Here is a 24,057-nt window from a genome sequence, read left to right as displayed (position 1 = left end):
TAAACTTCAATAAAAAGAAGCATTAAATTTCTTTAATACCTCTTTTTGCTTCCTTATTTTTAAAACCTCATTCACTTATGATACGGTTCACCCTTCATAATCCGAAACGCCCGATAAACCTGCTCCACCAAAATCAACTTCATCAATTGATGAGGAAACGTCATCTTCGAAAACGATAATTTTTCATCCGCCCGCTTTAACACTTCATCGTGCAATCCGAGCGATCCGCCAATAACAAAGACAATTTTGCTGCGGCCATAGGTCATTAACGATTCGATGTCTTTTGCAAGCTGCTCCGATGTTTTCATCTTTCCATCAATTGCTAATGCAATGACATACGCGTCAGCAGAAATTTTCGCCATAATTCGGTCGGCTTCTTTCTTTTTGACAATTTCCATGTCCGCATCACTCAATTGCTCTGGTGCTTTTTCGTCTGCAACTTCGATTTCGTTAATTTTTGAATAGCTTCCCAGTCGTTTTGTATACTCTTCGATTCCAGATTTCAAATATTTCTCTTTCAACTTTCCTACACTGATAATTGAGATATTCACAACTTATCCCCCTTCACATTAAATTTACAAACAAGTTATGCACAATAGTTATACACATACTAACACCCATTTTCTACATATTGTGCTCGATCAGGTGTTTGCCACAAGATACGTTGCAGCCTCTTTGCAATAATCACAAGTTGTGGATAACTTTTCTGTTTCTGATAATTCTGTTAGTATAGGATAATTTTTAGTCTCTGCTACGAACACGTCCAACGCATGCTCCACGTGGGTTTTACAGCATTTTATCTCCATTATTTCCACCTCTTTCGATTTCCGAATATTCCACATAGTTATACACATTTCATTCATCTTTATCCACACCCTATTTTAACAGACCTAAAGAGTTCCGGATAGCGAAGCTTTTATCCTCTTGTGGATTGTTAACAATTTATTTATACATAAAAAGTTATCCACATGCTATTTACACCTTTCCGAAAGTTCCTTCTTCTACTTCGCCTTTCAGACTTTAATATTTGAATAGTATTAGTTCAAGACAATAAAAGAAAAGTAGGTGGCCATTTCTGCAAAAGAACGAAAAAATGAAGTAATAAGTCGGGTTGAATGCTCATCATAAGTACCGATCTATGCCTCCCTAAAATGGCGTGTACTTAGATTTCCTTTGGTTATACGAATGTTATATACTGATTTCACATACTCATCACTTTACTATGATATTTGGAGGAGATCTCATGATGTTCGAAAACAACGTAGTAATTGTTAATGGTGGAACCGATGGAATTGGTAAAGAAGTGGTTCGTTTCTTTTGCAAAGAAGGAGCTACCGTTCATTTTACTGGAAGAGATCGCAACAAAGGCTCTCAAGTAGAGAGTGAATGCAGCGGAATGGCTCATTTTTACCAAGTTCATAATGAAAACGTGGAAGAAATCGAAAGCTTTTTTAAAACACTTGAAAATAACGGACACAATGTGGATATTCTATTCAATAGCGCTGGTATTCTGTCTACAGGAATGGGGCCTTTGTCTCGAGTAAAGCTAGATGACTGGAATCATTTAATTGCGGTCAATCAAACAGCAATTTTCGCCTACATGAAATATTCTTTAGTTGTGATGAGTAAGCAACGAAGTGGCGTTATTATTAATAATGCAGCCATCCTTGGAAACGACAAGGTTAATCCTATGTTGCCAGCTTATAGTGGAACAAAAGCAGCAGTTGTCGCGATGACTCAAAGTACGGCACTTCGCTTTGCTAACCTAGGCATTCGCGTAAATTGCATATCTCCTGGTCCTACAGAAACCGACCTAGCCATTAATGCATATGGCGGAACAGAGAAGTATGAAGAACAATCCAAAAAACACCCTAGAGGAAGTTACGGAAAACCAAGTGAGATTGCAGAAGTCGTTCTATTTTTAGCATCAGACAAAGCATCCTATATAAACGGTGCGGAAATAGTCGTAGACGGCGGTTACTCCTTAAAATAAACAAATTCAGAGTATATTTCCTATCTTAAAAAAGAACCTTTTACTAGCGAAGGCACGTCTATCCAAAGCGACCGAAGCGATAAATTTCCACAAAAAAACTGCAGACTACTCGGATTACCTGAGTTTGTCTACAGTCTGAACCGGCATAATAACTTTTATGCCGGTTTTTATTTTACAATGCTGAATTATCCACAAGCTTTAAGTTGAATTCGATTAACTCCCCATCTCGATACGCTTTAACGGTCAGTTCATCACCGATTTTCTTTTTATTGTATAAATGCTTTCGCAACTCGATAATATCTTCTATTGCGGTACCATCCATTTCAATAATTACATCAAACTGCTCCATACCCGCTGCAGCTGCAGCAGAACCTTCTATCACTGAATTGACAACGACGCCCGTTACAACGTCTTCAGGAAGTTTTAATGTGTCTTGACGAGAAGCTTGGGGCACTTGAACCAAATCCATCAACGTTACACCCATTGCAGGTCGAATCATTTCCCCATTTTCTTCAATCGACTCGATCACAGGAATCGCAGAATTGATGGGAATCGAAAATCCAATGCCTTCTACTTGCGAAGTCGCAATTTTCATCGAATTAATACCAACCAGTTGCCCTGCTAAATTGACCAATGCGCCACCACTGTTTCCTGGATTTATCGCTGCATCTGTCTGCAACACTTCTGCTTGCCAATCTTCTTGACCATCTCCATTCAAATCCACTGGCACCGCTCGATCTTTACCAGAAACGACACCCGTCGTCACGGAACCTGAAAAATCTAGACCTAACGGATTACCAATTGCAATCACTGTCTCTCCTTGTTTTAAAGCATCAGAATCCCCAAATTGAGCAATCGCCTGCACTTTAGCGCCGTCCATTTCAAGTACAGCCAAATCGGTCCAAATATCACTTCCTACTAGCTCAGCTTGAACTTTAGAACCGTCCGACAACGTCACTTCAATACCACTGGCTCCATCAATAACATGATGATTGGTAACCACATAAGCTGTGCCATTGTCATTTTTATAAATAACACCAGACCCTGTGCCAACAGCTTGTTCTTGTTGCTCTGATTGAGACCAAAAATCCCCATTTGCTTGCAAATTACTAACCCCTACAACCGCATCCGCCGCTATATCCACAGCCTTCGTCACATCTGTCATGATATTAACCGAAACCGCTTCAGAATCTTCTTTCGCACCTTGCTCTACAATTTGAGTCTCACTAGTAGTGCCATTATCCGGTCTCGGCTCTGGTAACGTATAAAATAATACCCAGACCAATAACGCACCTACGACCACTCCGCCTAGCCCTGCAGCAAACGCACCAAACCGACTCGGTCTCTGCCTGCCGTTCGGTGTTTGATTGTAATAACCCACCGCACTCATCCTTCCTTTATCTTCTCTCTCTATTTACCCCGTTTGAACCATTTATAAGACCTTTATAATTTCAGTTTAAAAATTTCGCGTGACCAATGCAAGCTGAAAAAATTTCATATATTTAACTTTCCACTAGTATCAACGAACAGAGTATTCAACACACTCAGAAGAAAGAGTGGAAGGCGGCGACTCCTAGGGGATCAGGACGAGCTGAAGACCCTGGACTGAGCAAAGCGAAGGAAGCGGCTAAAGCCGGCCCCCCTGGCAGCTGGTACCGCGACGTCCTGTCGCACCTGCTGCATGACTCACATCCTATGAGCCCGAAAGCGTCCGCCTGGAGCGCTTTCTTCTTTTAATACACTAAAAAAAGCCATCCAAAAGTCACTTTCACGACCTTTGAACAGCTCTTCTCTTACACAACGATTAATTTAGTCGGTATGTTGGCATCCGTATCAAACAGATTCACGTATTCTCCCGTGATAATCCCTTTTGACTGCAATGTTTGCTCAACACTCATACGCGCTAAATCTTTCATATTATTATCTTTACTCAAATGCGAAAGATAAATGCGCGTCGGTTTTTCAGCAATCACTTCACTCATCGCCACTGCCGCATCTTCATTCGACACGTGACCCACGTCACTCAAAATCCTGCGCTTGATCGACCATGGGTAACGGCCCATCTGCAGCATTCCCACATCGTGGTTGCTTTCAAACACATACGAATCAGATGCTTGAATAACACCTTTCATCCGATCGCTGACATAGCCTGTATCCGTAATCAACGACAACTTCCGGCCATCTGCATGAAACACATAAAACATAGGATCTGCCGCATCGTGCGACACCGCAAACGATTCAATATCCATCGAACCGAAAGTTTTCACCGTATCCATATCAAAATGGAATCGCTGCTCAACAGGAACCGCTCCGATCAATCCATCCATCGCAGACCATGTTTTAGCGTTAGCATAAATCGGCACCTTGTGTTTGCGTGCTACAATCCCAAGCCCTTTAATGTGATCGCTGTGTTCATGTGTGACTAAAATGCCATCCAAATCGCTCATTTTTTTACCGATTGCAGCAAACAATTCTTCCATCTTGCGGCCACTAAGTCCAGCATCGACTAAAAAAGAATGTTCTCCGTTTTCGATATATGTGGCATTGCCGCTTGAACCGCTGGCTAATACACTGAATTGCATAGTAAAAATCTCCTTACTCTACTTCTTCTGGTGGTTTGTTCAATTCAATAACTCCGTCTTTTACAGCATTCACAAAATAATCTTGTCGACTACCATCTTCAAGTTCGCCTCGAACATGCCAAGTCGGCACAAACATTTGGCGATCTTTTGATACTTGTACATGCACCGAATAACCTAATTCTGTATTGACAATTTTCGTGCCATATTCCAGCATGTTTTTTTGGTAAAGCGTGTGAATGGCGGTGACCGCTGTCACTAAACTTTTTGGCTCTTCGTTTTCGATAATATTGGTGAACATCGTTTGTTCATAGCGGACAATATTTCCTTCGTTATCCCAATACACCGTTACTTTGCCATCATCACTAAAGTAAAGAACTTCCCCAGCAAGCTTTTGAAAATATACCGCTTTATTTAATTCTTTATCAATTTCCCATAATTCATAGGAAGTGCCTTCATACACATTTTGTTCCATAAACGTAGTTAACGCTTTTACACTTTCAGGATCACCTACTGGTGAAACAGCTTTTTCATACGAAACCTGTAGTTTTTTTCCGTCTTGAATATTAACCTGAACATTTACTTTTGGTGCTTCTTTCGCCGTGAATATTTTCGTTTCTCCACGAATATAAGGCATCCCTTCCACATTTTCAGGAAGGTTTGAATAGGTGATTTTATCAGCCTGCAACTTTTCATCCACTGAGGATTCAGAAAGCACTTCTACATTTTTAGCTTCTGTATACCGATTCAAATACAAGGAATACAAAAAGACATTTAATATAGAAAAGACAATGATAAAAATGGTCTTGGTTTTATTCCAATCCAAGTTCTCGCCCTCCTGTCAATTCAGTTGGCAGCTCTGTCCAAATACCATTTGTTTTAACATACCAAGTTGGCTCAAAAATGATAAAAGCATCATCTTCGCTTGTCGTAACATGATAAGCCGGCGTAACATCCGTTATCGCGGATCGTTCTTCTTCTTCCATTTGACCGAGAGCTTTTAATACATCTTCTCCTGCGGCCAGTACAACAACTCTTTTTTCTGCTTCTGAATCTAATTGATAAGCCGGTCGAACATAACTATAAACTTGTTCTACTCCATCATCTATTCCCCACATAATTTCAAGGTTTGTGGTTGTAGAATTACTAAAAACCGGTAAATCCGCTACATATAATTGATACTTGATTTGCTGGTTCACTGAATTCATGCCTGCGTATAAATATTGATCCGTCCAGCCACCATGTGCATTGATATAGTTAAGCGAATCGAACAACAAATCAGATGGAATAGCAGGATCTGTAGTTTCAGCTTTTGGCTGAATGTAACTTATGCTTTTAGTATTTTCGTTTTCTCTCATAAATGCTCCAGAATCATCCGTGTACTCTTGCGTTTTTAAATCCGCTGAAAATACTAATTCAGGACTTTCCAGTAGCGCATCCGCAAATTTCGAAGTTGAAATTCCATCGAGTAAAAACCCAATACTTGTTTTTTCGACTTTATCTTTTTGCACATAAATCGGTAATACACCAATGGCATCGTCTGTGACATAGGTTTCATAATCAACCGCTTGATCTACAATTTCTGTTTGAAATTGATACAAGTCTTCTACACGAAGATCCCCTTTGTAGATTCTTCCTGACAAGGTATTGATAAAATACAAAGCGGGCCGATCATTAGCTGGCGCTTCCCATTCAATAACGAGTCGATCAAAAGAAGATTCTGGAATTGTGGTATCCACAATGTTATTTATCGAATCAAACACCGGCAACGGAACCAATCCTGGATAATACACAAGCGCTCGCTTTGAACTGTGCATATAGGATTTGATCGTCGCTGGAGTTGCTTCATCTTGCACCAGTCTTATATTGCTAATTTGCCAGTTTTTTACCGACTCTACCAATACATCAATACCGGTTTGATCGCTAGTGCCAGTGACATTTTCGTCATTATGAAATAACAGTTTTACAGGGCGTACAATTTCTTCTGTGTTTTTTGTGTCTGAAATTGGCATTTCTACCGTAGTAGTGGGCTCAATAATTTCATGTGTCGGTGTGAATGTCCAAATAGTAAAAGTTAACGCGAGACTCAGTAGGATGAGTAAAAACAAGGCGATCGACTTGATATGTTCTACATATTTCAATCCCACTCACCCCCATCGTCTTCTTCAAATGGCAACGTAAAGAAAATACTTGTTCCTTTTCCTAGCTTACTCTCTGCCCAAATGACGCCTCCGTGAGCATTGATCATTTCTTTGGAAATGGCCAATCCTAATCCCGTACCGCCCATTTCACGAGATCTTGCACGGTCTACGCGATAAAACCGGTCAAAAATTCGATCGACATTTTCTTTTGGAATTCCCATTCCTTCATCACTAATTTGAATCAGTAAATATCCTTCTTCAACCGTCATATTAAAGCGAACTTTTCCGCCTTCAGGAGAATACTTCAATGCATTCGAAATGATGTTATCAATTACTTGTGTCAATTTATCAGGGTCAATTTCTACAAAGTACTGCTCTTTAGGCAATTGACGCATAAAATTCACTTTGTGCGACTTCGACATTTCAAAACGATCGATAATGCGGTTGAAAAAGACGTTAAATTCAACCATTTCTTTGCTTAATTCAGTTTCACTCGAATCCATTTTCGATAATTTTAGCAAATCGTTTACTAGGCGAATCATTCGCTCTGTTTCTGTTTGCGTTACATTTAAAAAGTTTGGAGCTAAGTCTGGATCTTGCCATGCCCCATCAGCCAATGCCTCTAAATAACTGCGCATTGTCGTCAAAGGTGTCCGCAATTCATGCGATACATTGGCAACAAATTCACGGCGTTCGATATCAATTTTTTCCTGTTCCGTATTATCATGCAAGACTGCGATCAGTCCGTTAACAAAGCCTGTTTCTTTTTGGATGACCGAAAACGTAGTACGTAATAAGGTACTTTGCTCATACGAACTCAAATCTAACGTAACAGACTCTTTCATATCAATTAAATTTTCGAATGTATATTCTTCTTCAAGACCTAATACACTCGTTACGGGTCGATTTATGACCGTTTCACGTGAAACATTAAGCAATTGAAGCGCAGGATCATTGATTAAAATAATCCGACCTCGCCTGTCCGTCGATAACACACCATCTGTCATATTGGAAAGAACAGATGCTAATTTACGACGCTCACTTTCTGTCGACTGTTGAGATTCCTGCAATCGATTTGTTAAATGGTTAAAAGCTCGGGCAAGTTGACCAATTTCATCGTCACTATAAACCCTTACCTTACGTGAAAAGTTTCCTTTAGCCATCGCTTGTGCTTGTCTTCGCATATCTGCAATAGGTCGTGAAATGGTTTGAGCCACTAAAATCCCTAAAATCGCAGTAATGACTAAGGAAATTGTTGTACCTACTGCAAGAATCGAGTTGATATCATCCATTTGGTCATAAACATTTTCAATTTCGGCTTCCACATATAAAGTCCCGAGTAAGGTGCCACCTGTCGCAACAATCGGCAAGGTTCGCACCCAAATTCGCTCTTCGCTTTCCTTATCTACATAGGTCTGTTCTAAATCGACTTCTCCTATGATGGATTGCCGAACTAAGTCATTTGTTGAACGCTGACCAACCAGTATTTGGTTTTCGATAACAGAAGATGCCAAAATGCTATATCGTGTATCCACAACGCGGATTTCATTAATATCATCTGATTGAAATCCATATAATACCGTTCGCAATGTTTGTTCAAGCGTTGAATCTTCTTCTGTACGTTCTTTAATCATTTCTTCGCGCACACTAAATTCAATAATTTCCATACGATCTTTAATGGAACTTTCAAAGTTCCCTTTTAAGGTTTCTTCAAGCTGCTGAGCAAAATACAGACCAATAATCTGCATGGCTAGCAAAATCAGCAAAATATAAATTAACACAAACTTCACATGTATCGACTTTAAAAAATTTACTTTTGACATCTAACTACTCCTGTTCAGGATTTCGTAAATAATACCCTACGCCACGACGTGTCACGATCCATGCCGGATGACTCGGATTGTCTTCAATTTTTTCACGCAGACGTCTAACGGTAACGTCCACAGTACGGACATCGCCAAAATAATCATAGCCCCATACCGTCTGCAATAAATGCTCGCGCGTCATGACTTGTCCGATATGCTTGCCAAGGTAATGAAGCAATTCAAATTCACGGTGAGTCAATTCGATTGTTTCTTCACGTTTTAACACAAGATACGCATCTGGCTGGATCGTTAACACACCTACTTGAATATCATTAGAGTGTTGTCCCTCTTCTTCAGCAGGCGCGATGTTTTGTCGACGTAAGTTCGCTTTTACGCGTGCAATCAATTCACGTGTAGAAAAAGGCTTGGTCACATAGTCATCCGCACCTAATTCTAGACCTAGTACTTTATCAATTTCAGAGTCTTTTGCTGTTAACATAATGATTGGAAAATCGTACTTCTTGCGAATTTCACGACAAACTTCCATCCCGTCGCGATTTGGCAACATAATGTCCAATAACATCAAATCGGGTTGGATTTCACTTGCAATCTTAATCGCTTCGTCCCCGTCATACGCACAAACTACATTAAACCCTTCTTTTTTTAAGTTAAATTGTAAAATATCTGCAATCGGTTTCTCGTCGTCTACAACTAAAATTGTTTTACTCATCATTTTTCTCCCCTTTTTCTTCCCATCTATACCCTTTTTTCTTGTCATTGCTCGTTCTTTACTACCCTATACTTTATCATTGTTTAGGGCATTTCGCATCTATCAGTAGCTACCCCCGCTCTGCCACAACCGCTCAAAACGTAAGCGCAATCCACAAAACGGCAAAAAACAGCCGCCTAAAGGCGACTGCTTAATCTCATATCATAAGCTTAAATTATCTCCAAACACTTGTAACGATGTTTGTTTGGTTACGGTCAGGACCGACAGAGAAAATTGAAATTTGAACACCCGTCAACTGAGAAATACGCTCTAAGTAATGACGTGCATTTTCTGGCAATTCATCTAATGATTTGCAGCTTGTTACATCTTCAGACCAGCCTGGAAGCTCTTCGTACACTGGTTCGCACTCATCAAGCATACGTAAGTTTGCTGGATATTCTGTGATCAATTCCCCTTGGTAACGGTAAGCTGTACAAATCTTAACTGTTTCAAGACCTGACAATACGTCGATCGAGTTAACTGTTAAATCTGTTAAGCCACTTACACGTCTTGCATGACGAACAACTACGCTGTCAAACCAGCCAATTCGGCGCGGACGTCCAGTAGTCGTACCATACTCTTTACCAACTTCACGGATTTGTTGACCTACTTCATCGAACAATTCTGTTGGGAATGGTCCGTCTCCAACACGTGACGTGTACGCTTTACATACGCCGATTACGTGTTGAATTGTTGTTGGGCCAACGCCTGCTCCGATTGTAACTCCACCCGCTACTGGGTTTGAAGATGTTACAAATGGATATGTTCCTTGGTCGATATCGAGCATAACGCCTTGAGCGCCTTCAAACAATACGCGACGGCCATTATCAATAGCATCGTTTAATACTTTTGATGTGTCCGTTACATATTTAGCAATTTCTTGCCCATATGCATAATACTCTTCCATAATTCCTTCTACCGTGAATCCTTCTGTTTCATAAAACTTCTCGAATAAACGGTTTTTTTCGATTAAGTTCATGCGTAGTTTTTCTTCGAACACAACGTGGTCCAATAAATCCGCCATACGAATTCCGACACGTGCTGCTTTGTCCATATAAGCAGGTCCGATGCCTTTACCTGTTGTTCCAATTTTATTTGCTCCGCGACGTGCTTCTTCTACCTCGTCTTGCTTAATGTGGTATGGCAATAACACATGTGCGCGGTTTGAAATGCGCAAGTTTTCAGTTGTGATGCCACGCTCGTGAAGGCCTTTTAATTCTTTAACAAGCGCTTTTGGATCTACGACCATGCCGTTTCCAATTACCGATGTTTTCTCTTTATAGAATATCCCTGAAGGAATCAAATGCAATTTATACGTTTCTCCACCAAAAATAATCGTGTGTCCAGCGTTATTACCGCCTTGATAACGTGCAATTACTTCTGCATGTTCTGATAGAAAATCAGTGATTTTCCCTTTTCCTTCGTCTCCCCATTGCGTTCCAACTACTACGACTGACGTCATAATTCCGCACCTCCGTTAGGCATATGCCCTATCTCAAACAGTGTTTATTGTACCAATTAAACACGAAACCGTCAATACAAAACAGAAGAAAACACGAACATATAAATGTGTTGCCACATTTAATGTTCGTGTTTAAAAATCTCCGCCAGATTCATGTTGACTCCAGTCAATGGTAACAAATTTATTATATTCTTTTACAAATGCCAATTTAACAGTGCCTGTTGGACCGTTACGTTGTTTGGCGATAATGATTTCAATCATGTTTTGGTCTTCTGTTTCTTTGTCGTAATAATCTTCACGATACAAGAACGACACAATATCGGCATCTTGCTCAATACTTCCAGATTCACGTAAATCCGACATCATTGGACGCTTATCTTGTCGTTGCTCTACTCCACGCGATAACTGCGACAACGCGATAACCGGTACTTCAAGCTCACGCGCTAATCCTTTTAATGAACGGGAAATATCCGATACTTCTTGTTGTCGGTTTTCACCAGATTTACCGGGTCCCTGGATCAATTGAAGATAATCAATCATGATCATGCCGAGTCCATATTCTTGTTTTAAACGACGGCATTTTGCCCGAATGTCATTCACGCGAATACCTGGCGTATCATCAATAAAGATTCCGGCATTGGATAAGCTGCCCATTGCCATCGTTAACTTACGCCAATCTTCGTTTTGAAGTGCTCCTGTACGCAGTACTTGTGCATCAATATTGCCTTCCGCACAAAGCATACGCATAACCAACTGTTCAGCACCCATCTCTAAACTAAAGATGGCGACATTTTCGTCTGTTTTGGTCGCGACGTTTTGTGCGACGTTCAAAGCAAAAGCTGTCTTACCAACAGAAGGCCGTGCAGCTACAATAATTAAGTCGTTTCGCTGAAACCCTGCTGTTACCTTATCAAGGTCACGGAAGCCAGTAGGGATCCCTGTGACGTCTCCTTTACGAGTATGCAGCAATTCGATGTTATCGTAAGTTTTTACTAGTACATCTTTGATGTGGGTAAAGTCACCGGCCTTTTTCCGGCTCGATACTTCCATCATTTTCTTTTCTGCTTCGGAAAGCAACGCTTCTACTTCATCTTCACGTGTAAATCCATCTTCTACAATTGTAGTAGCTACACGGATCAATCGGCGAAGCAATGCTTTTTCTTCCACTATATGCGCATAATGCGCAACGTTTGCCGCCGTTGGGACAGCGTTAGCGATTTCCGTTAAATACGATAAACCGCCAACGTCTTCTAATTCTTTTTTGACAGAAAGTTCTTCTGTCACGGTCACCACATCAATCGCTTTTCCGTGATCTGCTAAATTCAGCATCGTCTGGAAAATCTTTTGATGCGCAATGCGGTAAAAATCTTCTGCCATAACGATTTCAGCAACCGTGATTAAAGATGGCGGTTCTAAAAAGATGGCGCCAATAACCGATTGCTCGGCTTCATGGTTGTGCGGGGGGACACGATCTATCGCTTCGTTCATCGGTGTCTCACCTTACGCTTCTTCAGTAACATGAACTCGAAGTGTAGCGGTCACATCCTGGTGCAATTTCACAGGAATATTCGTATAGCCAAGCGCACGAATGGCATCGTCCAATTCCATTTTGCGTTTGTCTAATTTGATGCCATGCTTTTTCTCAAGTGTTGTTGCTACTTGTTTTGTTGTAATTGAACCAAAAAGACGTCCGTCTGCTCCAGATTTCGCAGTCAATTCGATAGTCAAACCTTCAAGTGTTTCTTTTAACTGTTCTGCTTCTTGACGTTCTTGGTCAGCTTCTTTTTGCTCTTTTTTCTTTTGACCATCTAATTTACTGATAGTTGCTTGGTTTGCTTCAATCGCTAAATTATTTTTTAATAGAAAGTTATGTGCATAACCATCTGCTACATTTTTAATTTCACCTTTTTTGCCTTTACCTTTTACGTCTTTCAAAAATATTACTTTCATTCGTTTGTTCCTCCTTCAGTATCTTCCAAAATTACCGCTTTTAACTGTTCAACGGCTTCTTCTATTGTTGAGTTTGACATTTGAGTAGCCGCATTTGTTAAATGACCACCGCCGCCGAGATTTTCCATAATTATTTGCACGTTTACTTCACCAAGTGAACGGGCACTAATACCAATGCCGCCTTCTGAACGCTCAGCCACAACAAACGACGCATTGACGTCTTTCATCGTCAACAAGATATCTGCTGTTTGTGCGATTAATACGGGACTGTAGACACGTTCGGGTTCGCCTTTTGCAATCGCAATACCCTCGCCAACAAATTCTACTGTCTGCACGATTTTAGCACGTTCAATATATGTTTCTAAGTCTTCTTTTAATATCCGTTGAACGAGTACTGTATCCGCTCCATTTGAACGCAAGTAAGAAGCTGCTTCAAAGGTCCGTGCACCTGTTCTTAACGTAAAGCTTTTCGTATCGACGATAATTCCAGCCAACATCGCTGTCGCTTCTAACATAGACAATTTCTCATGCTTTGGTTGGTACTCAATAAGTTCGGTAACCAATTCAGCAGTTGATGACGCATAAGGCTCCATATAAACGAGCATGGTATTGGTGATAAATTCTTCACCTCTTCGGTGATGGTCGATCAACACAACTCGTTCCATCCGCTGCAATACGCGTTCATCAATAACCATGGACGGCTTGTGCGTATCTACAACAACTAGCAGTGAATTCTCGGTCATCTCAGCTAACGCCTCTTCAGGTGTTATAAACTGAGAAAACAATTCCGGTTCTCCTTCAATAGCTTCCATTAATCGCATGACACTGCGATCATATGCATCAAAATCAATGATAATGCGCCCTTTGACTTTGTTCATAGCTGCCATTTTGGCTACGCCAACTGCAGCACCGATTGAATCCATATCGGGCATTTTATGCCCCATAATAAACACTTGATCACTTTCTTGGATCAAATCACGCAACGCATGCGAGATAACCCGCGCCCTGACCCTTGTTCGTTTTTCAACCGGATTGGTCTTGCCTCCGTAAAACTTAACTTTTCCACTCGGATGCTTGATCGCCACTTGATCGCCACCACGGCCAAGAACTAAATCTAAGCCCGATTGAGCAAGACTGCCCAATTCAACTAAAGAAGCCGATCCGGCGCCGACACCGATACTCAAAGTTAATGCCAAATTATCTTTAGACGTAACTTCACGAATATCATCCAAAATAGCGAATTTTGATGTCTCAAGATCTTTTAAAATTGACTCATTAAATACAGCCATAAACCGTTCCGAAGAAATTCGTTTCACGAAAATCCCATGATCTGCCCCCCATTGGTTAACCAATGACGTAACTAAACTATTGAGATTGCTTCGTGTTTGATCATCCATCCCCTGTGCTAATTCGTCGTAATTATCGATGAATAAAATCCCGATAACTGTACGATCCGCATAATAGAGGGACTCAATTTCAACTTGTTCTGTAATATCAAAAAGATAAAACAACCGGTCATCCGCTTTATAATACACGCGGTATTTCCGATCGCCTAACGCAATTGTTAGTTCTTTTTCTTCTGATTTCACAAGCGGATGAAAGTCTTCAGACAATGTATATAGCGACTCACCGATTAATGTATCGTATTCTAGCGTCGAAGTCATATAAGGATTGGCCCATTCGATGTCATACTGTTCATTGACTAGCAAAATACCAATCGGCATTTCGAGCAACGCTTCTTCTCCGACTTTCTTCATTCGGTACGATAATGTTTCAATATGCTTTTCCGTCGCCTCGTAAACTCTTTTTTCGGTTACCCACGTAGCTGTAAAAGCCAGCACAAAAAGCAAGGTAAAAATACCTGCGGCCCATTCTGACCAAAGCGAAATTAAAATCGCTGCGGCCATGCCAAGAGCTAGAAGTGCGATAAGTGGATATCGAAGTTTTCTTTTTCTGAAAAAAGCCGACATTATTCTTCAGCTCCTTATTTTCCTTTAAACTCGTGTGCTCGTTTGACCCAACCTCGGATATCAAATCCAAGATCTACGATTCCGACAATACTCGTAAATGACTGCAAGGGAAATGCTAAAATTGTGACGAGCACTGTTACCCATTTTGGCCAACCTTCCTGGTGAATATAGTAGTGGTAAAAAGAAACACCTTGTAAAAACAACAGGAATTGGAGCAGCACGGTGGCATTGATAAAAATCATGTATGCCATTGTTCCAGGTTCAAACTCTGATAACAACGACACAAGCAACACGATTAAATAATACCATAAAACAGATTTTGGCAATTTCATGTTCCGAAAAGGTGGAAATTTAGGAGCCATAATTCCAAAGCGTTTTAAAATCGGCAATAGAATCAGCAATAACACCCACACAGTTGAGAAAACGACTAACACTAACAACACAGGCAATAAAGTTTCAAATGAAAACTGCAATTGTCCAACGAGTTCATTATAGTCTGCTATGGAAGCTTCAGAAGCCCCTAGCTTTTCCATCATAACGCCTGTTTGTTCATAAGATTTATCAAAGTTTGAAGAAAATTCTTCTAATACATTAATGCCAAACAACCAAATGGAAACCACGTATTGGAGCATTAATGACATCAATAACACTAAACTAGCACTCATGAACATAAATAATTTGCTTTTCTTATAATAAATTGAAATACCGATTGCTACCCCTAGAGGCACGTGGATCAATGCTAAAGGTAAAGAAAAAAGACCACCAATGATAAAGGCTAGTATCAAGCAGACCGCTGCGAAAAGCGCAGACGCTTTCCACGGATATTTCGCACTGTACCATGCAATTGGCAACGCTAAAAATAACGTACTTACTATACTTAATACAGGCACATAAACCGAAATTGCCAAGAGCACGGTAAATACGGTTGCCATCATCGCACCGTTGGTAAGTTGTCGCGTTTGTTGATTTTGCATATGACTGGATTTCCCCTTCTTTCGGGTATATTTCATCCTTGTAATTGTACCATGATTCAAGAACCTGAACAAAAGGAGCCGTCCCCTGTATGAAGATAACGGCTGTAAAATAGAAGTCGTATTAAAATTATGATTTTTGCTATCATTTTTTATATTTTCATCATGTTTCAACGCATAAAAAAAAGACCGGTTTCCCGGTCTTTAAAATCGTAATTATCTTTCTTCCGCAACAAACGGTAGAAGTGCCATGATACGTGAGCGTTTAATAGCGATTGTCAACTTACGTTGCCATTTAGCGCTAGTGCCTGTAACACGACGTGGCAAGATTTTCCCTCTTTCAGAAATGAATTTCTTCAAAAGATCAGTATCTTTATAGTCAATGTGCGTGATGTTGTTGGAAGTGAAGTAACAAACCTTTTTCCGTTTTTTTCCTCCGCGACGTGGTGCCATATCGAATTACCTCCTTTACTTAATGATTAATCGTTAGTTTCCGTCCATCTTAGAACGGTAAATCGTCATCCGATACTTCGATCGGGCCGCTACCGCTTGAGAATGGATCTTCATCTACACGAGTATGGTTTTGCTGACTTGGGCTCGGTGATTGGTTCTGTTGATAAGAAGGCTGCTGGCCTTGTGAACGATCCGTATTGGCGTTTTTTGGTTCAAGGAATTGAACGCTGTCCGCCACTACTTCTGTTGTATAGACGCGTTTCCCGTCTTGTCCCTCGTAGCTACCAGTTTGGATACGGCCTTCAACACCTGCTAAGCTTCCTTTTTTAAGGAAATTCGCTGTATTTTCAGCTTGTTTGCGCCAAACGGTACAATTAATGAAATCAGTTTCGCGTTCACCTTGAGCGTTCGAGAAAGTCCGGTTTACAGCTAGTGTAAATCGAGCTACTGCCGCGCCGCTTGGTGTGTAACGAAGGTCTGGATCTTTTGTCAGTCTTCCGACTAAAACAACTCGGTTAATCATCAGAATTCAACCTCCTTCAAGTCAAAAAAATTTCAGTGTCTGTATCCTGTTTACGCGTCTTTGCGTACAGCGATATGACGAATAATGTCTTCGTTAATGTTCGCAAGACGTGTGTATTCGTTGATAGCTTCAGAACCAGCGTTTACTTTTACGATTTGGTAGAAACCTTCACGTAAATCGTTGATTTCATAAGCTAAACGACGTTTACCCCACTCTTTCGACTCGATGATTTCAGCACCGTTTGTAGTAAGGATGTCGTTAAAACGCTCAACTAGAGCTTTTTTCGCTTCCTCTTCAATTGCAGGCTGAATGATATACATTAATTCATATTCTCTCATCGTGTTGTCACCTCCTCATGGACTTGGGCCCTGCTGTATCCAGCGGGCAAGGAGCAAGCAATTCATAAATATTACTCACATCACAGTATTGTATCATAATAACTAAGCTCCCGCAAGCATGTTTTTCACTTTCAAATCAGCTATACTTTTCAGCATAGATCCTAAAGGATGTGAAGCCATGACACCCTCTCGAATCATCGAGTTAAAGATGGATAAAATAGCTCCTCAAGCACTTTGGTTTAATGCTGCTTTGCTTGTTGTCTTCGCTGTGCTGTACCATCTTTTTAATGAACCGTTATCGTTCGGCTTTTCTTTAACAGGTATTTCTTTGTTTATAACGGGCTATTTGGTGCTGATTGTTTTACATGAGCTTTTTCACTTAATCGGCTTTGTGTTGTTCGGTAAAGTGCCTCTTTCCTCATTGAATTACGGTGTAAACCTGAAACTCGGCATTGCATATGCCACTACCAATAAACCTATCCGAAATTTAGCAATGCGCAAAGCGCTGCTCTTGCCTTTTTGGACAACTGCCTTTATCCCGACTGTTTTAGGATTTTGGCTCGATAGTCAAGTGCTTGTTTTTTTAGGAGCCATGCTGACTGCCGGTGCTTTTGGCGACTTTATCATGTATAGCGAATTGCGCAAAGAAAAAAACGCGGCATGGATTCTTGATGATCCTTCGCTGCCGCGTCTTCATGTATACGATCACTATCCGAACCCCGAAAGCACTGAGTAACCTCGGTGCTTTTTTATGCCATCGAATACCGTACTTCCCATTTCCCAGTCGGGATTAGGTCTTTTAATAACTTTTCATCTTTTGCAAGATAAGCAAGCGTTTCGACAACTTTGCCATCTACTTCTACTTGAATTTTCTTTTTATCGTACAAATCCATTTCTGGATTTCCCGAATAGTCTTCAAGGTAATCTAGAGCCGGCCATAAAACTTCCGGAATGTCGTATATTTCTCCTTCAACTTGGCAATCACTCGATAAAACCATTGCTGGATAACCCATGCCGGTGTCATACAAAGAGCCTTTTGCCGTTGCGCGTTTTTCCACTAATTCAGCTTCATCCAAATAACAATGATACTTCCCGCCTTGTTTCAGCGTTCCGTATACAAATAACAACATTTTCTATTCCTCCATGCAAAAACCGGATGCGGTAAGGCATCCGGTAGTTTTTAGTTTTGTAATCTTTCGTTCAACGGAGCATAACGGTCGCTTCCGCTTTTAGACGTTAAATCTAAATAGCATTACGTCGCCGTCTTTGACGATGTATTCTTTACCTTCTTGACGTACTTTGCCTGCTTCTTTTGCCGCTGCCATTGATCCGATTTCGACCAAGTCATCATAAGCAACTGTTTCTGCACGGATAAATCCGCGTTCGAAGTCAGAGTGAATAACGCCGGCACATTGTGGTGCTTTCATGCCTTTTTTAAATGTCCATGCACGAACTTCTTGAACGCCCGCAGTGAAATAAGTCGCTAATCCAAGTAAGCTGTATGAAGCTTTAACCAATAGATCTAAACCAGATTCTTTAATGCCTAACTCTTCAAGGAACATTTCTTTTTCCTCGTCTTCAAGTTCTGCCATTTCTTCTTCGATTTTCGCACAGATCACGATCACGTCTGCATTATCTTTTGCAGCGAAGTCACGCACGGTTTGAACGTATTCGTTGTTATCAGCATCTGCAATTTCATCTTCTGAAACGTTTGCTACGTAAAGCATTGGTTTGATCGTTAATAGGTTCAAACCTTTTGCAATCTTCAACTCATCTTCCGTGAATTCGATTGAACGTGCCAATTGACCATTTTCAAAGGCTTCACGCAATTTCATAAGCACTGGCTCTTCTGCCACTGCGTCTTTGTCTTTTTGCTTTATTAATTTTGCTGCACGCGTAATGCGTTTTTCGATGCTTTCCATATCAGCTAAAATTAACTCTAAGTTAATCACTTCAATATCCGAAATCGGGTCTACTTTACCTGTTACATGCGTAATGTTGTCGTCAGCAAAACAACGAACCACTTGGCAAATTGCGTCAACTTCACGGATATGAGACAAGAATTTGTTTCCTAATCCCTCACCTTTACTCGCGCCTTCTACGATTCCTGCAATATCTGTAAATTCAAAAGCCGTTGGAACGGTTTTTTTCGGATCTACCAATTCCGTCAACTTATCAAGACGCTCATCTGGAACTTCAACAATTCCAACGTTTGGATCTATTGTACAGAACGGGTAGTTTGCCGCTTCGGCACCCGCTTTAGTTATTGCATTAAATAATGTGGATTTCCCCACGTTTGGTAACCCTACAATCCCTGCAGTTAATGCCATAGGATGCACAACCTTTCCTCTATATAAAACGAATTATTTTTTACACAACCATTCCATTATAAGAACGAAACAGGAAAATGTCCATTTTTCATTCACTTTCAGCTTTTACTAAAACCTTTTTCATCTTTTTATTAAATTCCATACGAGGAAGCATGACACTATGCTGACAACCTTCACATTTAATCCGGACGTCTGCTCCCATGCGGATAATTTTCCAAGCATTTGCTCCACAAGGATGACCTTTTTTCATTTCCACTATATCATTCAGTCCAAAATCCTTCATTTCCATGAATTTTTCTCCTTTTATTCATTTTTAGCATTTTTCGTGATAGGTGATTCCCCTGGTGACCGTTGCACCATTAACATACGCGGATAAGGAATTTCGACTCCTCGCTGATCCAAGAAATCTTTCAAATCACGACGTATTTCACGCGCTACAGCAAAATGTTGCATCGGCATGGTTTCTGCTGTAATTCGCATGACCACTTCCGTTGTTGTTAAATTTTGCACACCTAGCAATTCTGCAGGCTTAATAATTTGTTCATATCGCTCTTGCAAGCTATTTAGAAACTCCATGATTAATTCTTCTACACGCTTTATATCCGATTCATACGAAATATTGATATCGACTACTGCGATTGAGTTATGGATTGAAAAATTTACTACATCCATTATATTGCCGTTCGGAAAAATAAATAATTCTCCGGTCCATGCTTTCACCTTGGTTGTTCGTAATCCAATTTCTTCTACAGTGCCTTCAGCAGTACCGATACGAACATAGTCCCCTACTGAAAACTGGTCTTCAAAAATGATAAAGAATCCAGTAATTACATCACGCACTAAATTTTGTGCACCAAACCCTACAGCCAACCCTAAAACTCCCGCACCTGCGATGAGTCCTGTAATATCGATTGTAAAAGTCGCTAATATAGAAACTACTGCTATAAAATAAACAACATACGCTACGACATTCGACAATAATTTCGATAACGTTTGCTGTCTTCGTTCATTGTAAACAAGCGGTCCTTTAATGCGAACAGAAAATGTTTTTCGTATTAACATGCGTAATACTTTCACCAACACAATTGCAGCTACCGTGATTAAAATTACTTTCAAAAATACAACGAACAACCCTACCCACATGGCTTCGTCAGATAGCACGGTTAAAATCCGTTGCGTTATTTTTTCAACATTCACTCTTTCACCTTCCCGGTTTTTACATCAAATTAAAATTATACATAACCGAAACGACTAATCCGACTACTACTATACCTGGCAATAAATTTGCGACTCTAATTTTTGTCACACCCATCAAATTTAACCCAATGGCGACAATCATCACACCGCCTGTTGCACTCATTTCTAAAATAAACATATCTAGCGCATCGGCAGGAATTGCCAAACTAATTTGAGTAGCAAACAACGCGATCAATCCTTGATAGACAAACACAGGGATTGCCGCAAGCATAACGCCAAATCCAAGTGTAGAAGCTAAAATAATAGAAGTAAATCCATCAATAATCCCTTTAGAGATCAGGACTCCATGCTCATTACTAAGGCCGCTTTCCATCGCCCCAATAATCCCCATTGCTCCAATCACAAATATTAACGTCGCTGTGACAAATCCTTGTGCTAAACTGCCTTTGCTTTCTTTTGCTCCGAGTATGCGTTCAATCCAATGGCCAAACGCATTCAACTTACCTTCTAAATCTGCCCATTCGCCAATAACTGTACCCAGCACTAAACTGATAATGACAATTACGAAGTTTTGACTTCCTAATCCCATATCTAGACCCAGCACAATGACCGATAAGCCAATTACATACATCACTGTCTCTTTCATCTTTTCCGAAATGTTTTGAAGAGCTCTTCCAAGTATGGTTCCCACTATAATCAATACTGCATTTATCAATGTCCCTAAGAGAACCATTCCGTTTCTCCCCCTTCGCCCCTTGCCCCATTTACAGCAAGATCCTCTTCTCCCTCTTTTGAGAGCATTATTTAGTTTTCTACCTATCAAAAACAGAACCTATTCCCCTGTTTCGGGAAATAGGCACTCGTCAGCTTAATAATTCTAAAATTCGTTCTAAATCATCTTCCGAGAAAAATTCTATTTCTATTTTCCCTTTGTTCTTGTTTTTCTTAATTTGAACTTTTGTACCGAAACGATCTCTCAGTTCAGATTGTTTTTCTTCTATAAAAATATCTTTCTTTTTTTCGATTGTTTCACGTGGAACATTCTCATTTAAACGTTGTACTAAATTTTCTAATTGGCGAACATTCAAGTTTTCTTTAACCACTTTTTCAGCAGTTTCTGGAATAAGTTTTTTGCTTCTTAAACCTAATAATGTACGTCCGTGACCCATTGACAATTCCTTATCAGAGATGAGTTTTCGGACATTTTCAGGCAATGACAAAAGACGAATGTGATTGGCGATATGCGGACGACTCTTCCCTAATCGGAAAGCTAACTGCTCTTGTGTTAAGCTCAAAGCTTCCATTAATTTTTGGTAAGCTTCCGCCTCTTCAATCGGGGTTAAGTCTTCACGTTGAAGATTTTCTAATATAGCAAGTTCCATCATTTGTTGATCTGATAGATCTTTAATAATCGCTGGAACTTTCTTTAACTTAACTGACTTGGCTGCACGGAAACGACGTTCTCCAACCACAATTTCATATTTTTCTCCTGCTTTACGTACAACAATCGGCTGTAAAATCCCATGTTCTTTAATAGATTCTGCCAACTCATCTAAAGCCACTTGATCAAAGATTTTCCGTGGTTGATATGGATTGGCTTGGATTTCGCCTACATTGATTTGATTTACTTTATCTGTATCGCTAATTGTCTCCCCTGGAAACAATGCATTAATACCTTTTCCTAATCCTTTAGCCATTATCAATCACTTCCTTTGCCAATTCTAAATACACTTCTGCGCCTCTGGATTTTGGATCATAAATAATAATTGGCTCTCCATGGCTCGGTGCTTCACTTAATCTTACGTTTCTTGGAATAATGGTTTTATACACTTTATCCTGAAAATACTTTTTCACTTCTTCAATTACTTGCACGCCTAGGTTTGTTCGTGCATCTAGCATTGTTAACAATACACCATCAATCATTAAGTCATGATTTAAATGTTTTTGCACTAAGCGAATCGTGCTCAATAACTGGCTTAATCCTTCTAACGCATAGTATTCACATTGTACTGGAATAATGATTGCATCAGAAGCGGTTAAGGAGTTTAAAGTCAGTAATCCCAAAGATGGCGGACAATCAATGATTATGTAATCGTACATATCTTTGACTTCTTCTAAAGCATTTTTTAAACGGGCTTCTCTTGAAATGGTCGAAACCAATTCAATTTCAGCTCCTGCTAAAGAAATAGTAGCGGGAACTACATGTAAATTTTCCACCTTTGTTTCCATTATTGTATCTTTTACAGCGATGTCATCGATTAACACTTCGTATATGCATTTATCTACATCGCCTTTGTTAACGCCTACTCCACTAGTAGCATTTCCTTGAGGATCGATATCTATTAAAAGAACTTTTTTGCCTAAATAAGCAAGGCAGGCACTTAAGTTCACTGAAGACGTTGTTTTTCCTACGCCGCCCTTTTGATTGGCGATCGCAATAGTTCTACCCACACTTGCACCAACTTTCTTTATTACTTTCTTTATTTTACTGCGGAATCTCTATTTTAGCTATTTTATTGTCGTTAAAAACAGCTTTATAAACTTTTTATTCGAAAGAAATCAGTAACTTGCGTTATAGGAGCTTCCTATTTTTCTATTGTATCAAAATTTTTCAACAATACGATGTTCTAATCAGTAAAAAAGCTCTCTCCAAACTTGGAAAGAGCTTTTCGTTATTTTTTCTTCGGAATTTTCACAGTGATTTGATAGTATTCTTCGTGTTCTTCTTCTTCTGTAGTCAAATCAATGCCACTTTTTGATACCATGCTTAATGATTCTTTGATCGTATTCATAGCTATGCGCATGTCTCTACTAAAGGCTTTTTTACGTGCTTTTGGTTTTTTTGGCTCAGTTGAAAGCAATTTAGTTACTTTCGCTTCTAACTGTTTTACGTTCAAGCTTTCTTCAATGGTTTCATCAAACAACTTTTTCTGTTGTTCTACATCTTTTACTTGCAACAAAGCTCTTGCGTGCCGTTCTGTCAGCTGCCGATTAAGTAATGCTGTCTGGATCTCTTCTGGCAGTTTTAATAAACGTAATTTATTGGCAACTGTCGACTGACCTTTACCAAGACGCTGCGCTAAAGCTTCTTGTGTGATTTCTTGTATATCCAACAAGTTTCGATAAGCATGGGCCTCTTCTATCGAAGTAAGTTCCTCGCGCTGAAGGTTTTCTATCAAAGCGATAGATGCTGTTTCTTTGTCGCTCAAGTTACGAATAATTGCCGGTACTTCTGTCCACTCGAGCGATTTCATTGCACGGAAACGTCGTTCACCGGCGATTATTTCATATTCGCCTTCCCTTTCAGAATTTCTGACTACGATCGGTTGAATAACGCCATGGACATGGATAGTCCGTGCAAGTTCTTCAATTTTCTCTTCATCGAAAATTGTTCTAGGTTGGTATTTGTTTGCGTGTATTTTATCGAGCGGCAATTTCATGACTTCTTCTGACGCTTTGTGTTCTGCTGTTTCCTTCTTCGCTGTATCATTTGCTTTATCTCCGCCTCCGAAGAAACGAGAAAAAGGACTTTTCATCCTCAAGCACCACCTTTTACAAGCTCACTTTATTACTGAG

At 40.1% G+C, this 24,057-nt stretch carries 26 protein-coding genes; 2 read left to right on the top strand and 24 right to left on the bottom strand.

What is annotated here, in order from left to right:
• Positions 1-71: 71 nt before the first annotated feature.
• Entirely contained in the window at positions 72-551 is a 480-nt protein-coding gene (gene rlmH / locus GPDM_RS00195; protein ID WP_008427733.1) for a 23S rRNA (pseudouridine(1915)-N(3))-methyltransferase RlmH, read from the bottom strand.
• A 90-nt stretch (positions 552-641) separates the two neighbouring features.
• Positions 642-806, bottom strand: coding sequence for a CxxH/CxxC protein (locus tag GPDM_RS00190; RefSeq protein WP_039862660.1), 165 nt, complete (start codon positions 804-806; stop codon positions 642-644).
• 437 nt (positions 807-1,243) lie between these two features.
• Between GPDM_RS00190 and GPDM_RS00185 the strand changes: the two genes are divergently transcribed.
• Positions 1,244-1,993, top strand: a complete 750-nt coding sequence (locus GPDM_RS00185; RefSeq protein ID WP_008427731.1) for an SDR family NAD(P)-dependent oxidoreductase — start codon at positions 1,244-1,246, stop codon at positions 1,991-1,993.
• Between the two features lie 172 nt (positions 1,994-2,165).
• On the opposite strand, the gene GPDM_RS00180 is transcribed toward GPDM_RS00185, so the two are convergent.
• From GPDM_RS00180 to rpsF, 14 genes are all read right to left on the bottom strand, one after another.
• Positions 2,166-3,374 carry a S1C family serine protease gene (locus GPDM_RS00180; protein WP_039862635.1) on the bottom strand — a complete coding sequence of 403 codons (1,209 nt, stop codon included), beginning with the start codon at positions 3,372-3,374 and terminating at the stop codon, positions 2,166-2,168.
• A gap of 412 nt (positions 3,375-3,786) precedes the next feature.
• Positions 3,787-4,575: an MBL fold metallo-hydrolase gene (locus GPDM_RS00175; protein WP_008427729.1), complete on the bottom strand. Its 789-nt coding sequence runs from the start codon at positions 4,573-4,575 to the stop codon at positions 3,787-3,789.
• A 13-nt stretch (positions 4,576-4,588) separates the two neighbouring features.
• Positions 4,589-5,398, bottom strand: a complete 810-nt coding sequence (locus tag GPDM_RS00170) for a two-component system regulatory protein YycI (RefSeq protein WP_008427728.1) — start codon at positions 5,396-5,398, stop codon at positions 4,589-4,591.
• On the bottom strand, positions 5,385-6,719 hold the full coding sequence (locus GPDM_RS00165; protein ID WP_100069826.1) for a YycH family regulatory protein: 1,335 nt from the start codon (positions 6,717-6,719) through the stop codon (positions 5,385-5,387). The genes GPDM_RS00170 and GPDM_RS00165 overlap by 14 nt, the downstream gene beginning before the upstream one ends.
• Positions 6,710-8,536, bottom strand: coding sequence for a cell wall metabolism sensor histidine kinase WalK (gene walK / locus GPDM_RS00160; protein ID WP_008427726.1), 1,827 nt, complete (start codon positions 8,534-8,536; stop codon positions 6,710-6,712). The genes GPDM_RS00165 and walK overlap by 10 nt, the downstream gene beginning before the upstream one ends.
• A gap of 4 nt (positions 8,537-8,540) precedes the next feature.
• On the bottom strand, positions 8,541-9,248 hold the full coding sequence (gene yycF / locus GPDM_RS00155; RefSeq protein ID WP_008427725.1) for a response regulator YycF: 708 nt from the start codon (positions 9,246-9,248) through the stop codon (positions 8,541-8,543).
• A gap of 214 nt (positions 9,249-9,462) precedes the next feature.
• Positions 9,463-10,749, bottom strand: coding sequence for an adenylosuccinate synthase (locus GPDM_RS00150; RefSeq protein ID WP_008427724.1), 1,287 nt, complete (start codon positions 10,747-10,749; stop codon positions 9,463-9,465).
• Between the two features lie 132 nt (positions 10,750-10,881).
• Complete coding sequence (gene dnaB, locus GPDM_RS00145) at positions 10,882-12,237, bottom strand: replicative DNA helicase (RefSeq protein WP_008427723.1); 1,356 nt, start codon at positions 12,235-12,237, stop codon at positions 10,882-10,884.
• A 12-nt stretch (positions 12,238-12,249) separates the two neighbouring features.
• Entirely contained in the window at positions 12,250-12,699 is a 450-nt protein-coding gene (gene rplI / locus GPDM_RS00140) for a 50S ribosomal protein L9 (RefSeq protein ID WP_008427721.1), read from the bottom strand.
• On the bottom strand, positions 12,696-14,669 hold the full coding sequence (locus GPDM_RS00135) for a DHH family phosphoesterase (protein ID WP_008427719.1): 1,974 nt from the start codon (positions 14,667-14,669) through the stop codon (positions 12,696-12,698). The genes rplI and GPDM_RS00135 overlap by 4 nt, the downstream gene beginning before the upstream one ends.
• Positions 14,670-14,683: 14 nt before the next feature.
• Positions 14,684-15,643: a YybS family protein gene (locus GPDM_RS00130; protein WP_008427717.1), complete on the bottom strand. Its 960-nt coding sequence runs from the start codon at positions 15,641-15,643 to the stop codon at positions 14,684-14,686.
• Positions 15,644-15,856: 213 nt separating this feature from the next.
• Entirely contained in the window at positions 15,857-16,093 is a 237-nt protein-coding gene (gene rpsR / locus GPDM_RS00125; protein ID WP_006830564.1) for a 30S ribosomal protein S18, read from the bottom strand.
• A gap of 49 nt (positions 16,094-16,142) precedes the next feature.
• The gene (gene ssb, locus GPDM_RS00120; protein ID WP_008427713.1) at positions 16,143-16,616 is read right to left on the bottom strand and encodes a single-stranded DNA-binding protein; all 474 of its coding nucleotides are present in this window, start codon (positions 16,614-16,616) and stop codon (positions 16,143-16,145) included.
• A gap of 50 nt (positions 16,617-16,666) precedes the next feature.
• Entirely contained in the window at positions 16,667-16,954 is a 288-nt protein-coding gene (gene rpsF / locus GPDM_RS00115) for a 30S ribosomal protein S6 (RefSeq protein WP_008427712.1), read from the bottom strand.
• A gap of 178 nt (positions 16,955-17,132) precedes the next feature.
• Between rpsF and GPDM_RS00110 the strand changes: the two genes are divergently transcribed.
• Positions 17,133-17,690, top strand: coding sequence for a DUF3267 domain-containing protein (locus tag GPDM_RS00110; RefSeq protein WP_008427710.1), 558 nt, complete (start codon positions 17,133-17,135; stop codon positions 17,688-17,690).
• A 13-nt stretch (positions 17,691-17,703) separates the two neighbouring features.
• On the opposite strand, the gene GPDM_RS00105 is transcribed toward GPDM_RS00110, so the two are convergent.
• The 8 genes from GPDM_RS00105 to noc all read right to left on the bottom strand — a co-directional run bounded on the left by GPDM_RS00105 (position 17,704) and on the right by noc (position 24,017).
• Positions 17,704-18,084, bottom strand: a complete 381-nt coding sequence (locus GPDM_RS00105; protein WP_008427709.1) for a gamma-glutamylcyclotransferase family protein — start codon at positions 18,082-18,084, stop codon at positions 17,704-17,706.
• A 99-nt stretch (positions 18,085-18,183) separates the two neighbouring features.
• A complete protein-coding gene (gene ychF, locus GPDM_RS00100; protein WP_008427707.1) occupies positions 18,184-19,284 on the bottom strand; it encodes a redox-regulated ATPase YchF in 1,101 nt (366 codons plus the stop codon).
• A gap of 88 nt (positions 19,285-19,372) precedes the next feature.
• On the bottom strand, positions 19,373-19,573 hold the full coding sequence (locus GPDM_RS00095) for a DUF951 domain-containing protein (protein ID WP_008427706.1): 201 nt from the start codon (positions 19,571-19,573) through the stop codon (positions 19,373-19,375).
• A gap of 14 nt (positions 19,574-19,587) precedes the next feature.
• A complete protein-coding gene (locus GPDM_RS00090; RefSeq protein ID WP_008427705.1) occupies positions 19,588-20,481 on the bottom strand; it encodes a mechanosensitive ion channel family protein in 894 nt (297 codons plus the stop codon).
• 19 nt (positions 20,482-20,500) lie between these two features.
• Positions 20,501-21,214 carry a DUF554 domain-containing protein gene (locus GPDM_RS00085; protein ID WP_008427704.1) on the bottom strand — a complete coding sequence of 238 codons (714 nt, stop codon included), beginning with the start codon at positions 21,212-21,214 and terminating at the stop codon, positions 20,501-20,503.
• A 130-nt stretch (positions 21,215-21,344) separates the two neighbouring features.
• Complete coding sequence (locus GPDM_RS00080; RefSeq protein WP_008427703.1) at positions 21,345-22,178, bottom strand: ParB/RepB/Spo0J family partition protein; 834 nt, start codon at positions 22,176-22,178, stop codon at positions 21,345-21,347.
• Complete coding sequence (locus GPDM_RS00075) at positions 22,171-22,932, bottom strand: ParA family protein (protein ID WP_008427702.1); 762 nt, start codon at positions 22,930-22,932, stop codon at positions 22,171-22,173. Before GPDM_RS00075 ends, GPDM_RS00080 begins: the two co-directional genes overlap by 8 nt.
• A 221-nt stretch (positions 22,933-23,153) precedes the next feature.
• Entirely contained in the window at positions 23,154-24,017 is an 864-nt protein-coding gene (noc, locus tag GPDM_RS00070) for a nucleoid occlusion protein (RefSeq protein ID WP_008427700.1), read from the bottom strand.
• Between the last annotated feature and the right edge of the window lie 40 nt (positions 24,018-24,057).

Source organism: Planococcus donghaensis MPA1U2 (assembly GCF_000189395.1).
GTDB classification, from domain to species: Bacteria; Bacillota; Bacilli; order Bacillales_A; family Planococcaceae; genus Planococcus; species Planococcus donghaensis_B.
The sequence above is the reverse complement of the archived record's forward strand: the minus strand, read 5'-3'. Positions and strand labels throughout refer to the sequence as shown.

What these genes read in the sequence shown, in the direction of transcription:
- GPDM_RS00150 (WP_008427724.1), bottom strand. Translation starts at nt 10,749, where the DNA reads ATGACGTCAGTCGTAGTAGTTGGAACGCAATGGGGAGACGAAGGAAAA.
- rpsF (WP_008427712.1), bottom strand. Translation starts at nt 16,954, where the DNA reads ATGAGAGAATATGAATTAATGTATATCATTCAGCCTGCAATTGAAGAG.
- noc (WP_008427700.1), bottom strand. Translation starts at nt 24,017, where the DNA reads ATGAAAAGTCCTTTTTCTCGTTTCTTCGGAGGCGGAGATAAAGCAAAT.
- GPDM_RS00190 (WP_039862660.1), bottom strand. Translation starts at nt 806, where the DNA reads ATGGAGATAAAATGCTGTAAAACCCACGTGGAGCATGCGTTGGACGTG.
- ychF (WP_008427707.1), bottom strand. Translation starts at nt 19,284, where the DNA reads ATGGCATTAACTGCAGGGATTGTAGGGTTACCAAACGTGGGGAAATCC.
- rplI (WP_008427721.1), bottom strand. Translation starts at nt 12,699, where the DNA reads ATGAAAGTAATATTTTTGAAAGACGTAAAAGGTAAAGGCAAAAAAGGT.
- GPDM_RS00105 (WP_008427709.1), bottom strand. Translation starts at nt 18,084, where the DNA reads ATGTTGTTATTTGTATACGGAACGCTGAAACAAGGCGGGAAGTATCAT.
- GPDM_RS00080 (WP_008427703.1), bottom strand. Translation starts at nt 22,178, where the DNA reads ATGGCTAAAGGATTAGGAAAAGGTATTAATGCATTGTTTCCAGGGGAG.
- GPDM_RS00185 (WP_008427731.1), top strand. Translation starts at nt 1,244, where the DNA reads ATGATGTTCGAAAACAACGTAGTAATTGTTAATGGTGGAACCGATGGA.
- yycF (WP_008427725.1), bottom strand. Translation starts at nt 9,248, where the DNA reads ATGAGTAAAACAATTTTAGTTGTAGACGACGAGAAACCGATTGCAGAT.
- ssb (WP_008427713.1), bottom strand. Translation starts at nt 16,616, where the DNA reads ATGATTAACCGAGTTGTTTTAGTCGGAAGACTGACAAAAGATCCAGAC.
- GPDM_RS00085 (WP_008427704.1), bottom strand. Translation starts at nt 21,214, where the DNA reads ATGGTTCTCTTAGGGACATTGATAAATGCAGTATTGATTATAGTGGGA.
- walK (WP_008427726.1), bottom strand. Translation starts at nt 8,536, where the DNA reads ATGTCAAAAGTAAATTTTTTAAAGTCGATACATGTGAAGTTTGTGTTA.
- dnaB (WP_008427723.1), bottom strand. Translation starts at nt 12,237, where the DNA reads ATGAACGAAGCGATAGATCGTGTCCCCCCGCACAACCATGAAGCCGAG.
- GPDM_RS00135 (WP_008427719.1), bottom strand. Translation starts at nt 14,669, where the DNA reads ATGTCGGCTTTTTTCAGAAAAAGAAAACTTCGATATCCACTTATCGCA.
- GPDM_RS00130 (WP_008427717.1), bottom strand. Translation starts at nt 15,643, where the DNA reads ATGCAAAATCAACAAACGCGACAACTTACCAACGGTGCGATGATGGCA.
- GPDM_RS00110 (WP_008427710.1), top strand. Translation starts at nt 17,133, where the DNA reads ATGACACCCTCTCGAATCATCGAGTTAAAGATGGATAAAATAGCTCCT.
- GPDM_RS00095 (WP_008427706.1), bottom strand. Translation starts at nt 19,573, where the DNA reads ATGGAAATGAAGGATTTTGGACTGAATGATATAGTGGAAATGAAAAAA.
- rpsR (WP_006830564.1), bottom strand. Translation starts at nt 16,093, where the DNA reads ATGGCACCACGTCGCGGAGGAAAAAAACGGAAAAAGGTTTGTTACTTC.
- GPDM_RS00175 (WP_008427729.1), bottom strand. Translation starts at nt 4,575, where the DNA reads ATGCAATTCAGTGTATTAGCCAGCGGTTCAAGCGGCAATGCCACATAT.